The organism is Niabella sp. (assembly GCF_030150205.1).
Taxonomy (GTDB): Bacteria; Bacteroidota; Bacteroidia; order Chitinophagales; family Chitinophagaceae; genus Niabella.
The window spans coordinates 327,633-341,678 of the sequence record NZ_JASLGT010000011.1; the positions used below are offsets into that span (position 1 = coordinate 327,633).

A 14,046-nucleotide genomic window follows, 5' to 3' on the forward strand; every position below is an offset into this window, starting at 1 on the left:
TTTTTTGTTATTCTTTAAACAGTTTTTCGTTACGGGTAATTTTCTGATACCGCAGCAGCGCTTCCAGGAAGTAGTAATCGGCGTATACCAGGGGCACGTCAATTTCATTATTATGCGGAATGCTGCCCACGCTGTGCATGAGAATGAAATTTCCGTTGGTATGCTCTTTGGCACGATATGCCGGGCTGGCAAGTGTCTGCAATGTTTCGGTGGCAAATTGTTTATACTGACCGGCTTTCTGACCGGGTACATACCCGCTCAGCTCTAATAATGCGGATGCTGTTACCGCTGCGGCAGAAGCATCACGGTATGGTGTTTTTACGTTTAACGCATTGGATTTTATACCCGGCGTATAACCTGGCTGACCGATATTGAAATCCCAGTACGGAATTTTGTCGGCCGGCAGGTTTTTATTGTTTATATAGTAATCGGCCAGCCCTTCCGCTGTTTTCAGGAACTGTGGATCTTTTGTAAACCGGTACACCATGGTAAACCCGTAAATAGCCCATGCCTGTCCCCTCGCCCAGGTAGAATTATCGGCATACCCCTGTGCCGTTTCCCGGCCTGCTACAGACGGTGAGGCGGAATCATAGCAAACTACATGATAGGTGCTGTAATCGGGCCGCACCTGGTTCTTCATAGCGTTGAGCGCATGGGTAATGGCTATATTTTTAAAAGAAGGGTCACCCGATGCTTCTGAAGCAAAGAACAACAGCTCCAGGTTCATCAGGTTGTCTACTATAACCGGGTAATAATAGGTCTTATTCCCATGCCAGGATACAAACCGGTTCCAGGACTTAATACTGCCCACCCGGGGATCGAACCGGGTAGCCAGCGAACGGGCCGATTGCACCAAAATGTCTTTATAAGCCGCATTATGGGTAAGCCGGTACGCATTGCCATAGCTACAGTACATCATAAATCCCAGGTCGTGATGTTCGGTAAAATTTTTAAGCGGCTCCAGCTTTTCCGTCCAGCGAAGCGCTTCCTTTTTCAGTGCTTCATCCTTTGAATACTCGTAGGTATACCAAAGATTACCCGGGAAAAAACCGGGCGTCCAATCGTACATGGAAGTAGTGACCAGTTTTCCCTTAGGATCAGTAGTACGCGGGAAGGCGCCTTTGGGCGTGGCAAAATTTTTATCGGCATCGTTCAACTGCAGTTGCAGCATCTTTGCTCCATTTGAGAAGTTTTCGGCAACAAAATTGCCGTCAGAAGGCGACTTGCCAACTTTTGATGTAGCACAGGAAATGAGCAACAGGATCCCACAGGATACGGTAAAAATATTCTTAAACATAGATTAAAGTTATAAAAAGGCATCCGGAACTGTGCCAAGGGCACGGCCAACTAAAAACGTTTCAATGGAACAGTATGAGCGCTGCCCGTTTTTAGTTGGCCACACCTTGAAACCGGCACCGGATGCCAGATGGGCGAATCATATATTTTAGCAATGATTATTGCCAGCCCGGGTTTTGAATTACGTTGCCATGGCTTAAACCTATTTGCGTGGAAGGGATCGGCCACAGGTAATCTTTATTCGGATCAAACTTACGTACAGGTGCTGCAGCCTCCATTATAATATATCCATTGGCATCAATATTTTTTGGAGGGGTTGCACCACCATAATTAAGGCCAGTGAAATACTTTCTTTCAACAAGCGCCTGGGGCATTTCTGTTTCTGCAGTTTTCCAGCGCAAAAGATCCCAATAATAGAATCCTTCAAAAGCCAGTTCAATGGTCCGCTCCCTTCTGATCTCGGTACGCATATCCAGTCCGTTTGCCGTAACAAAAGCGTTTGTTAAGAGCGGTAACTTCGTATTATCATTATTGGTGGCCCTTTTTCTCAGTAAATTGATCGTGGCATCCAGATCTCCATCAGAAATCTTCCCGTCGTTCAGTTCAAAGGTTGCTTCCGCATAGTTTAACAACACTTCTGCATAACGGATAATGTAATAGTCATGAAATCCATACCCCTGCGTAAAGTCTTCTTTAACCCAATATTTCTTCTGCTGATAATAATAGGTATTACCATAGGTGAGGTTCACCGCATTGTTGATACTTACATATGGATCCCCAACCTTAAAGGATGTCAGCACCAATCTCGGATCCCTGTTCTGGTAGTCGGTAAGTAAGCCGGTCTCTTTTCCATTAGAGTCAAGAGGCGATTTCCCGGCAGGCAAACCATCGGAATACAATGCTGTCAATACATATTTGCGGGTAGCCGCACAGGTACCGTCCGTAGTGGGATTTCGTGCAAAAGACTGGGAGCTTACATTATTGGAAGCATTTTGTCCGTAAAGACGCGCCATTACCACTTCTTTGTTTTGCGAATAGGTTTCTGCGGCATACCCGTACTGCGATATGTAGCTGTTGGCCCCATCGCCGGTATACAATGCATATTTGCCTTCCGTCATTACGGTTTGGGCAGCAGTAATAGCTTTTTGTAAATGCTTGGCGGCATTGCTGCCTCCACGAAACTTGGCCCAGGTACCGGCCATTAATGCCACGCGCGATTCAAAGGCAAGCACGCCCCCACGGGTAATACGTCCATATTCACTTCCTGCAGATCCGGCAACAGTGGTACTTCCGGATATTTTATCTGCCTGCGGACTATTGGCTGCGGCAAAATCCAGGTCTGCATACATAGAATCCATAATCTGCTCCCGTGGTAACCGGGGACTAAAGATGAGTGAGTCGGTTTCACTGGCTGTGCGGCCCAGGTAAGGCACATCACCATAAGCGCGCACCAGTTTATAATACGCGAAAGCCCTGAAGAAACGAGCCTGTGCAATACTGTAAGTGGTGAGTGCCGGATTATCGTTTGTAATCGTTTGCGCTTTTTCAAGAATATTGTTTGCTGCCCTGATCAGTTTATAGGGATTGTTCCAGTTATCATCATTTGCCGGAACCGTACGGGTGCCATCGCTTATTTTATCCAGCGTGCCGTTAAATACATCCATTGCCAGTCCGCCGTACCGGTCTTCCAGCGGCGTTTCAAAACCCGGAAGAAAGGAATAAAGGTAGTTGGTTCCTATATTGAGGTCGCTGGAATTATTCCAGAATTGCTGATTCACCAGGGTCGTTTGCGACAACTGATCCAGCTGTTTTGTACAGCCACTTGTCAACAGCATCCCGGCCGTAAGCAGCCCCAATCCTGTTGTCTTTATATTTTTTTTCAAGTATTTCATTATTAATCTCATTGAACTTGTTTTACAAATAGTACGATTATCAGAAGTTCACATTAATACCCACTGCATAACTTCTCCAAAGGGGATACTGGAAGGTGAGCCGGTCTGTATTTTCCGGATCAAAGTATTTAAACCACATCCCTGTTTTGTCCCAGATATCCTGTCCGGAAAAGAAGACCCGTACACTTTCGAACATTCCGTTACCCAGCTGTTTCTTATTAAAGGTATAGCCCACCTGCAGGTTTTTTAACCGTATATAATTTGCCTTTTGTACAAAGAATGAGGAGATCTGCGCATTGATGGTCTGGTCGCCAAACCGGTATGCAGGGTATAAAGCATCGGTATGATCGGGTGTCCAGTAATCTTCATGGATCTTCCAGGGTAATTGCCATCCGTTGTAATAAGGCATTGCCAGCGTGGGCGGCAGCAACATGTATTTTTTGCCTACGCCCTGGATCAACGCTGAAATATCAAAGCCTTTCCAGGTAGCACCCAGGTTAATGCCATAGGTATATCGTGGGTTGGTATTGCCCAGGTATACCAGGTCTCCGGGGTTCTGAAGGGTATTGTTTCCCTGTGTGATCTGGCCGTCACCGTTCTGATCTACATATTTAATATCTCCAGGATGTACCTTTGAGTCGATTTTCGCATAATTATCCACCTCCGACTGTGTGTTGAAATAGCCATCTGTTTTATAACCAAAAATGGAATTCACCGGGTATCCAGGCAGGTTTTTGTTAACGCCGGCTGTTATAGCAATGGAACCATCATATCTTGTTACCAGGGTTTTGTTATCATTCAGGTTTACGGATACAAAATAGCTGCCGTTTTTAAATACATCGTTCCAGCCCAGGCTTACCTGCCAGCCATTTACTTTAAAGGCCCCGATGTTTTTGCTGCTGGGCGTTACACCCAATGTAGACGGCAGCTGTTGCTGTACAAAGATATTATTATTGTTGCGGACGTAATAATCAAAGGTAAAATTCAGCCTCCGGTTCAATGCCGATGCATCTACGCCAAAATCCGTTTGGGTAATCACCTCCCAGGCCTTGGTTACTGAGGGTAACGATCCCTGGTACACATAGGCTGTGCGGCTGTCGTTAAAAGGGTAATAGCCCGGATTTAATGTTGCCTGATAATCGTAGTTATTGGCGTTGTCATTATCGTTTTGCACCAAACCGTTTGAGCCATAAGAAGCCCTTAGCTTTAATTCATTCAGCCAGGTAATATTTTTCATCCAATTCTCTTCGGTTACACGCCAGCCCCCGGAGATGCCCCAGAATTGTTTATACCTTAAATCGGGAGCCACCCTTGAGGTACCATCATTCCGGATATTTGCCTGTAAAAAGTATTTGTTCCTGTATTCATAATCCAGGCGTCCGAATTCTGAAACATAGGCATAGGCCTGGATATTATCTCCAACATTGGTAATATCTGCTGTAGCCAGTGTGGTATAGTTCAATGTTGGGAATGAAGTAACCAGCAGGCTTCTTTGCATGGCCTTAACGTAATTATAATTATACATCTGGTATTCAAAACCACCCAGTACATGAAAATGATGATCATCTTTTATACGCCAGTCATAATCCGCCAGTCCCTGTAGATCCTGCTTTACGGTAATATCCCGCATCTTATTCATATAACCGGGATAGTTGAGCCACTGGTTCGTTGGGGTTAAGATCGAATTGAGGGAGGAATCGATTGTGTAACGGGGAATGGGTTTCTGGAAGAAATCCTCGCTGTTGATGATCAACGTGGGGCTGTATACAGCCCTTAACTGCAGACCTTTTGCCAGTTCTTTTGCAGCCAGCGTAAACACACCACTGATGGAATGCTTAAAGCTATTATCGTAGCCGCCATCCTTTAAAGTGGGTATGGCCCTGGACAGTGTTCCCAGGTACATATACTTGGTGCTGTCGCTGCCCGGCGTCCATATGGGGTTACGGGAACTCCGGATCTGGTAAATTTCATACATCAGGCTGCCATCACCCCCGATGGCATAGGCAGGTGTAGCCGTTTTTTCGTAAGAGTAAGCGATCCGAGAATCAAAGCTTATCTTATTCGAGATCTGGGTAACATAGTTCAAACGGGCATTGTAGCGCTTGTAATTATCCGGTCCGAATTTGAATACACCGCTCTGTCCGGAATAACCAAATGACATCAGGTAAGACGATTTCCCATTGGAACCCGAAATGGAGATATTCGTATTATTCTGGGGACTGGTTTTGCGCATCACCATATCTGCCAGGTTATAATTATAGTAATAATCATAGCCCTTTGTTGCGGTGTTCCATACATAGTTGGTATCCGGATCATCGAACCAACGCAGTTGCTGATCGGTATAAGCCAGGGCCTGCCCGTTATTACTCAGTGCCACATTTTGCAGACGGGCCTGCTCGCCGGCACTGATCATATCGGGCCGTGCATACGGTGTACGGATCGTATAAATGTTAGACAGTGTTATTTTGGGCTTCCGGCTTCCCGCTCCCGTTTTGGTAGTTACCAGCACCACCCCGGCACCCGCTTTTGCCCCATAAATAGCTGAAGCCGCAGCGTCTTCCAGCACGGACACATTCGCAATATCATCCGGGTTAATGGTATTCAGATCACCTGGCGCCCCGTCGATAATGATCAGCGGCGAGTTGGAACCGCTTAGCGAAGCAAGTCCCCGGATATTAATATTCCAGCCTTCTTTACCCGGCTGGCCACTGGTACGGGAAATAACCAGACCCGGCGCCGTTCCCTGTAAGGCATTAATGGCATTGGTTACCGGCCGGTTGGCAATGGTTTTACTGCTGATCACCGACACCGAACCGGTTACAGAAGTCTTTTTCTGGGTTCCATAACCCACTACCACTACATCTGCCAGGCTGGCTGCACTGGCTACCAGTTTAACAGGTATGGATGTTTGCACCCCAACCTTAACCGTGCTTGTTTCATAATTGATCGCAGAAATCTCCAGCACATCTTCTGCGGAAGCGCTGATCTTAAACCGCCCCTGCATATCGGTGGCCGTACCTGCTCCCGTAGTTTTGTTTACAACCGTTGCGTTGGGGACAGACGCTTTATTATCGTCCGTTACAACACCCTGAATTTGCTTCGACTGCGCGTGTAGCAGCGAAGGCACCAATAAAAATAATACGGCAATCACCCGGCAACAGCGGTGATAAAGCCCATGGCCTGAATCCTTGAATGGCATAAGCACAAACTTTTTTAAATGATAAATAGTAGCAGATGTAATGATTGACAGCAATTCTGACAAGCATTTCTCTCATGTACAATCTCCTGACTGCAATATCTGCCACGGACGCTCCGGCGGGGGATGAAAATCCTAAAAGAATGGGGGTGTTTTTTTAAACAGGGAAATAATTTGCTGATAATCAATGAAATATTTTATTTACATAAAGCCATTTCTCTCCTTATCTTTATTTGTTTTTTTAAATACATGAGGCGTGATGAAAAGAGCTTTTGCAATGTGCTGCAGGTTTCCCTGCTGTAAAGCCGGATCTTCATATATAATAAAGGTGTGGCTGTTAAGCAGCTTGCTTGTATTTAAAACTGCCGGCGAGGCACAGAATATCGATTTTAATCACCTCACCTCTGAGAATGGATTGTCCAATAACTCTGTATTGTCCATTACCCAGGACGCACAGGGGTTTATATGGCTGGGTACCTCCAACGGCCTGAACCGGTATGACGGCTCCCAGATCAAAACATACATGGCCGGCGATGATCAGTCTGGTCTTTCCTCCAATAATATCATTGCGCTTTTCCGCGATTCCCGGCAGCAACTTTGGGCGGGATCCAGCGCAGGGCTAAATCACTATAATGACGAAAAGGACAATTTTGAAAAGATCCGCTTACCCGTAGCTGCCCCTGTGGCCATCAATTGCATTTTTGAAGATCGACGGCAGCGTCTGTGGATCGGAACCTCAAAAGGCCTTTTTGCTCTTACCGGCAAGAAACGGGAAAAGATCACCTGTTTTGTAACGCCCGATAAGCAAAACCTGGCGGGGTCCATGATCAAAACCGTTTTCCAGGACCAGGCGGGGAATATCTGGATCGGTTCTACTACCGGCCTGGTACGGATGTGGGAAACCGGCGATCGTTATTATTATGAATCTTTCCGGTATCATCCAGCCAACCCGAAAACCCTGAGCAGCGACAATATCTCGGCTATCTGCGAAGACCGGGCCCACCGCCTGTGGGTAGGCACACAGAATTCAGGACTTAATCTCTACGATCCCCTAACAAAAACCTTTACACGATTTATAAAGAATCATAACCCGCAGGGACTCATCCATGATAATATCCGGACCCTGATGCTCCAAAATGACAGTGCTCTCTGGATTGGTACCCAGGAAGGACTGAGCGTCTTAAATACCCATACCGGGCGGATGGTTTCTTTTCAAAACGATGGTGCTAATCCCAAAAGTCTGAGCCAGAATTCTATCTATAGTTTATACAGGGATGCCAATGGATCGGTTTGGATCGGAACCTATTTTGGGGGAGCCAACCGTGTGGATGCGTTTACCACCGGCTTCGGGGTGCTGCATAATGATGGTAGCCGGAATGCCATCCCCAATAATGTAGTCAGCAGCATCCTGGAAGACCGCAATACCGATCTCTGGATCGGAACCGAAGGCGGTGGTCTTGTATTGTATAACCGCCGCAACGGTCAGTTCAGCGTATTTAAAAATGACGGCAATGACCCCGGAAGCATTGCTTCCAACCTTGTAAAAGTAGTATATATCGACAAACAGGGCTATATCTGGTGCGGCACACATGGAGGAGGCCTAAATGTGCTGGATCCGGCAACCCACAGCTTCCGGCATTATTTATACAAACCGGGAGATGTGGAAAGCGCCGGCCTGGAAATTACCTCATTGGAGGAGGACGACCAGGGAAGATTTTGGCTGGCCACCAATGCGGGCATCCGTATTTTTAACAAATCCGGGCTTCAGCTGGAGCCTTTACCGGTTACAGTCATTGATAAAAAACTAAGCCAGCTTTCTACCAATAAGATCTATAAAGACCGCGACGGCTGGATCTGGATGGGCGGACTTTCCGGCCTTTTTACCGTGCAGGGCAATCAACTTCATACCATTAATGGCTCTATTCCGGTAAACACCTTCCTGGAAGATACTGCTGGTAATATATGGGCCGGCTCCCGGAATGGCACCCTTATTTTTTATGACAAAAAGAAAAAGGTGCTTTCTCAATTCATCGTCCTATCAGGCACTTCAAGGAACATCGTCGGGATCCTGCAAGACGGCCGCGGATTCCTTTGGCTGGGTACCGATCAGGGACTCATGCGGTTTGATCCCGCAACAAAAGCGGTGCTCTCGTATACGGTTGCCGACGGACTTGCGGGCAGGGAGTTTAATTATAATGCCTATTTAAAGGACAGCAAAGGTACATTTTACTTTGGCGGATATCGCGGCATCACCTATTTCTTTCCTAACCAGATCCAGGTGAATCAATACCAGGCGCCCCTGGTATTTACCAATCTGCGGCTCAATAATGCGGATGTTCATATTGGTGCTTCCGATGGATTGCTGCAACAGAATATCAGTCATACCAGCCAGATCTATTTTAAACATGATCAAAACCTGTTCACCATCAATTTTGCACTGCTCAACTTTATAAAAAGCAATAAGAACCGCTATTCATATAAACTGGCAGGGTTCGACAAAGACTGGAAACAGGTACGAACACCTGCTGCTACCTATACGAATCTGCCTCCGGGAGATTATACTTTTTCCGTACGGGGCGCCAATAATGACGGGTTATGGACGCAGCCCGTTAGTATGAAAATTATTGTATGGCCACCTTTCTGGCGCACCTGGTGGGCCTATACAATTTACCTGCTGCTTTTTATTGGTGTACTTTTCTTTATTATGCGCTTTTTATTCCTTCGTGCGCTGCTGAACAAAGAAGAGGAACTGCACCAGGTGAAACTGAATTTTTTCACCAATGTTTCGCATGAGATCCGGACCCACCTGGCATTGATCATGGCTCCGGTTGAAAAACTGCTTGAGGTAAATCAATCGGATCAGTTTACCACACAACAGATCACCCAGATAAAAAATAATTCCAACCGGCTGTTAAAACTGGTCAGCGAGTTGATGGACTTCCGGAAGGCCGAATCCGATCATCTCAAACTGAAGGTAAAAAAACAGGATCTCATTGCTTTCCTGCAGGAGATCTATGCCAGTTTCAGCGAATTATCACTGTCGAAAAGTATACAGATTTCCCTTACTCATGACACCGAAACGGCATTGTTATATTTTGATGAAAAGCAGCTGGAAAAAGTATTTTTTAACCTGCTGGCCAATGCCTTTAAGTTTACACCGGAAGGCGGACGTATTATGGTATCTGTTCATCGCAGGGAAACAACTACGGAAATACAGGTGGCCGATACCGGAAGAGGAATCGCCGCGCCTTACTTAAGTAAGCTGTTTACCAATTATTACCAGGTAGCCGATCATGGGATACAAAACACCGGATATGGGCTGGGTCTGGCTCTTTCAAAAAAGATCACCGAACTGCATGGCGGAACCATTCGTGTGGAAAGTACACCGGCAACCGCAAATAGCGAGGGTTATACCTGTTTTTTTGTAACGCTCCATAATGGTAAAAAACATTTTGAAAACAATGGATATGTGTCCATTCTTGAACAGCAAGTACCCACAGTTTTCCGGAGTGAAGAACTGTCCCTGGCAAAGGCCGATCCCAATACAACCAATCCCCTGCTACCGGCCAGCCGGCAGTACACCATTCTTGTTGTAGAAGACAATCCTGAATTGCGCGCGCTTGTTTGCCAGCAACTGGAACCCGGTTATTATATTCAACAGGCGGCCGACGGGTTGCAGGGCTGGGCAATGGCAACAGAAAGTATCCCGGACCTCATCATCAGTGACGTAATGATGCCCAACCTCAATGGTATGGAACTTTGTGCCCGGTTAAAGACGGACCCACGTACCAGCCATATCCCCGTGATCATGCTCACTGCAAAAAGTACACAAACAGACCAGGTGGCCGGCCTGGAGCACGGCGCAGATATTTACATATCCAAGCCATTTAGTGCAAAGATCCTGGAATTACATATCCGTAACCTGCTGGAAACGCGCAAAAAGTTACAACAGCGTACCATCCGGGAGTTTACGTTGCGGGCCGCCCCGGTAGCATTGCCGGAAGGAACCATCGTTGAAAGAAACAAAATAGATTCAGATTTTTTAACCACGATCATTGAATTCATCGATCATCACCTGGAGGATGCCGATTTCGGCGTTGAAAAACTATCCCGGAAAGTGGGGATGAGTGCCCCGATCCTCTATAAGAAATTACGGGCGCTTACAAATATGTCTGTAAATGAATTTATCAAAACGCGCCGGTTTAAAAAAGCCGCGGAGTTGATCCTTCAAAAAGAACTGACCATTAATGAGGTTTCCTATGCTGTAGGATATGATGACCGGAAATACTTCAGCAGGGAGTTTAAAAAATATTTTGGGGTAGCTCCCAGCGATTTTACACAGCAGGCATTGCTGCAGCACCAGTCAGATAAAAACAGGGAAGAATCCGGCAATTGAGTTGGATGGGGAATTTGAAAATTTTGAAAATGTGGAAGTGTGGGAATGGTGAATAGGCAAGGGTTAATAGTGAATAGTTAGTAGGTAGTAGTCAATGGGTTTATAGGCAGAAATCAGCCTTCAGTTATCAGTTTTCAGTTATCAGTTATCAGTTTTCAGTCTTCAGTTATCAGATGATTATCGAGCATGAAACGGCTCTCTGCTTTTAGTTTTGTCTATCGGGCATAATATAGCCTCGATGTTCCACCGGTCTCCATGTCGCCCAAAAATATTTGAAAATTTGAAAATGTGAAAATATGGAAGTGTGGGAATGTGTAAATGGGGGTTATTTCTTATGAATCTTCGGAACAGCGATCCGTTGGGCCTTATAAATACCGGAATGGCCGCTAAAATAATAAGCCGTAAAACAAGCCACAGCAAAATACAGGATATTTTCTCCGCCAAAGAGTTCTACGCCCATGATCATACAGGCAATGGGCGTATTGGTAGCCGCTGCAAATACAGCGATAAACCCAAGTCCGGCAAAGAGATCAGGAGGCGCACCGCTTAAAACAGCCAGCGTATTGCCCAATGCCGCACCAATAAAGAACAACGGCGTTACTTCACCGCCCTTAAATCCGGCGCTAAGGGTAACTGCGGTAAATAATAGTTTCCACAGCCAGCTCCAGGTGTCTACACCACCGGCAGCAAATGCGCTCAGGATGCTGTTATGTGCATCCGGATTAACGACCCCCAATCCAAGATAGTCAAAACTGCCCAGGGCATAGCTGCCACCGATGATAACGATACCACCGGCAACCGGGATCAGCCATTTAACAGGTATCAGGCGCGCCCAGCCCTGCTTTAACCATTGGGTACAACGGGCAAATGCCATACCAGCCAGTCCAAAAGCAATACCCCCTGCAATTACTTTTAATAACAGCAACAGGTCAAAAGAAAAACCGGGGATCCAGGTAGTAACCGACTGATTTATCTTTGAGCTGATGGTATATTGGGTATGACTGATTCCATAACTGCTGCAAACAATATGGGCCAGCACTGCCGAAATCAGGCAGGGAATCAGCGCATGGTATTTAATACGGCCGATAAACAATACTTCCATAGCGAATATGGCACCCGCTACCGGGGTTCCAAATACAGCGCCGAAGCCTGCAGCCATTCCACACATCAACAGGATACTGCGATCTTCCTTTTTAAGCTGGTACCATTTTGCAAAAAGAGCGGCAGTACTACCCCCCATTTGCACCGCGGTACCTTCCCGGCCCGCAGAGCCTCCGAAAAGGTGGGTAATGATCGTACCGGCCAGCACCAACGGGGTCATACGGGCAGGCACTCCCCCTCCCGGTTCATGGATCTCGTCCATAACCAGGTTATTGCCGGCTTCCGCATCCTTACCAAAATAGTGATACAATGCCCAGATAAAGACACCGGCCAGCGGCAGTAAAAAAAGCAGCCATAAGTGCTGCCAGCGGGTATGGGTAGCCCAGTCCAGCAGCCATAAAAATAAGGCAACCAATGAACCTACAACAAATGAAAGGGGTATGAGCCGGATGGTCCAGTTTGCTAACTGGTGAAAAATTTTTCCCTGTTCTGTTTTAAATTGATACATCCTACAAATAGATTAATGGAGTAATAAAATATTACTATTTGCAGGCGCCATCAGATCCCGCACAGGGCGTGAACGGTTGGTTCAGGAAGACACCATTTCCTGTTTTGTATGGTACAAATATACGGAATTCTAAAAGTGGAGCAAAAACCAAAGACCAAGAACCAAAGATCAAAAAACAAAGATCAAAAGACAAAGACCAAAAAAACAAAAAACAAAGATCAAACCACACAGGATCATCTGTCATCTGATAGCTGAAGGCTAAATGCTAAAGGCTAAAGGCAATTTTACGATCCAAGTTAGATCCTCTCATACTTAATGATCAACTGATAACTGAAAACTGACGACTGATAGCTGAAGGCTGATAGCTGAAGGCTAAACGCCAAATGCCGCTCACCTACTGAATGACCAATACCCGGAATGTACCCGTCACAGGCGGAGCGTGTTTCCCTTTTTCTTTTTGCGGCTGCAGCTCTGCCACGGGCTCGTAAATGGTTCGGGTGGTTTCATCGATCGTTAATGTACGTGCGTGCGGAGCCGTAGAAAGTGTTTGTGCAACGGTATAATGATCCGCTGCCTGTTGTTGAATAACGGTAAGGGTACCATCTCCGTTGGATGAAAACACGTGCCTGGCTTTAGGATCAAAGGCAACACCGTCTGAACCGTCACCGATTGCTACAGTTTGCACCACGCTCCCGTTTACGGCATTCACCACTACCAGTTTTCCATCACAGCCGGCAAAGAGCCGGTTGGTGCTCCGGTCTATTGCAAGGCCTGATGGCTCTTCGCCCGGAGCAAGCGGCCAATTGGCAATGACCGTGTGCTTAACGATATCAACAGCAGCAATAGAACTTGCATCTTCAATATTTACAAATATCTTTCCGGCGAGATTACTTACTGCTGTTTCCGGCTTACCATTCACCGGTATGGTATGTACCACTTTATCGGTTTGCGGATCAATTACCGAAAGACTTTTTCCCCGGCCATTACATACAATCAGCTGTTTGGAGAACGCATCGTAAAGGATCGCATCCGGGTTTTCGCCGGTGGCGATCTGGCCAAGCGCCTGGTTCGTGTTCAGATCAAAAACGGTTACATTGTTGCCCCTCCCGTTGGTAATATATCCTTTGTGTAAGGAAGCAACAAAAGCAATACCATGCACACCGGGTGTATTGGGAATGACGGTAACCGGTTGCCCGGATTTTTTATCGATCACATTTACCTGCGTGCCGTGCGCAATATACAGGTATTGATTATATACGGCAAGATAATCCCAGCCGTCATTACCGGATACGGGGAAGCTCCGTACTACTTTGTACGGCTTTTCCTGGGCAAATAATGTAGACGCAGCAAAAAACATCAGCAGGAAGAAGATCGTTGATCGCATATGGTATAAAGATTTTTACAATCTTATCTTCCAAATCTGAAGAAACCCTGAATTTTTTGGGGAATTTGGGAATTTGAATCCCGATTGCTATCGGGAGTGGAAATGGAGAATAGGCAGGCGTTAATAGTGAATAGTAATACCAATTAGACATTAAATTTATATTTAAAGGTTTTTAGGTAGAATTCATTTCCGCAGATTGATTTTGTAATGATTGTAGTAATGTTGTTAACGACTTGCGTTAGCCTTTGTTGTAAGTCTTCAATGTTATTGTAG

At 46.2% G+C, this 14,046-nt stretch carries 6 protein-coding genes and 1 riboswitch; of the genes, 1 reads left to right on the plus strand and 5 read right to left on the minus strand.

Annotation, left to right across the window (positions count from 1 at the left end; all coding sequences use genetic code 11):
- Positions 1 to 7 precede the first annotated feature (7 nt).
- From Q1V85_RS11710 to Q1V85_RS11720, 3 genes are all read right to left on the minus strand, one after another.
- Positions 8 to 1,297 (minus strand): glycoside hydrolase family 88 protein, encoded by a 1,290-nt coding sequence (locus Q1V85_RS11710; protein ID WP_300600100.1) that lies wholly within the window; start codon positions 1,295 to 1,297, stop codon positions 8 to 10.
- A gap of 157 nt (positions 1,298 to 1,454) precedes the next feature.
- Positions 1,455 to 3,188: a RagB/SusD family nutrient uptake outer membrane protein gene (locus tag Q1V85_RS11715; RefSeq protein WP_300600101.1), complete on the minus strand. Its 1,734-nt coding sequence runs from the start codon at positions 3,186 to 3,188 to the stop codon at positions 1,455 to 1,457.
- Between the two features lie 40 nt (positions 3,189 to 3,228).
- On the minus strand, positions 3,229 to 6,387 hold the full coding sequence (locus Q1V85_RS11720; protein WP_300600103.1) for a TonB-dependent receptor: 3,159 nt from the start codon (positions 6,385 to 6,387) through the stop codon (positions 3,229 to 3,231).
- A gap of 343 nt (positions 6,388 to 6,730) precedes the next feature.
- Between Q1V85_RS11720 and Q1V85_RS11725 the strand changes: the two genes are divergently transcribed.
- A complete protein-coding gene (locus Q1V85_RS11725) occupies positions 6,731 to 10,780 on the plus strand; it encodes a hybrid sensor histidine kinase/response regulator transcription factor (protein ID WP_300600104.1) in 4,050 nt (1,349 codons plus the stop codon).
- A gap of 325 nt (positions 10,781 to 11,105) precedes the next feature.
- On the opposite strand, the gene Q1V85_RS11730 is transcribed toward Q1V85_RS11725, so the two are convergent.
- Together Q1V85_RS11730 and Q1V85_RS11735 are read right to left on the minus strand one after the other, a co-directional pair.
- Positions 11,106 to 12,389, minus strand: a complete 1,284-nt coding sequence (locus Q1V85_RS11730) for a voltage-gated chloride channel family protein (RefSeq protein WP_300600106.1) — start codon at positions 12,387 to 12,389, stop codon at positions 11,106 to 11,108.
- 34 nt (positions 12,390 to 12,423) lie between these two features.
- Positions 12,424 to 12,498: riboswitch (Fluoride riboswitch) on the minus strand.
- 285 nt (positions 12,499 to 12,783) lie between these two features.
- On the minus strand, positions 12,784 to 13,773 hold the full coding sequence (locus tag Q1V85_RS11735) for a YncE family protein (protein WP_300600108.1): 990 nt from the start codon (positions 13,771 to 13,773) through the stop codon (positions 12,784 to 12,786).
- Between the last annotated feature and the right edge of the window lie 273 nt (positions 13,774 to 14,046).

Excerpts from the sequence above, each read along its gene's own strand:
- Q1V85_RS11710 (WP_300600100.1), bottom strand. The coding sequence starts at position 1,297 with ATGTTTAAGAATATTTTTACCGTATCCTGTGGGATCCTGTTGCTCATT.
- Q1V85_RS11715 (WP_300600101.1), bottom strand. The coding sequence starts at position 3,188 with ATGAAATACTTGAAAAAAAATATAAAGACAACAGGATTGGGGCTGCTT.
- Q1V85_RS11720 (WP_300600103.1), bottom strand. The coding sequence starts at position 6,387 with ATGCCATTCAAGGATTCAGGCCATGGGCTTTATCACCGCTGTTGCCGG.
- Q1V85_RS11730 (WP_300600106.1), bottom strand. The coding sequence starts at position 12,389 with ATGTATCAATTTAAAACAGAACAGGGAAAAATTTTTCACCAGTTAGCA.
- Q1V85_RS11735 (WP_300600108.1), bottom strand. The coding sequence starts at position 13,773 with ATGCGATCAACGATCTTCTTCCTGCTGATGTTTTTTGCTGCGTCTACA.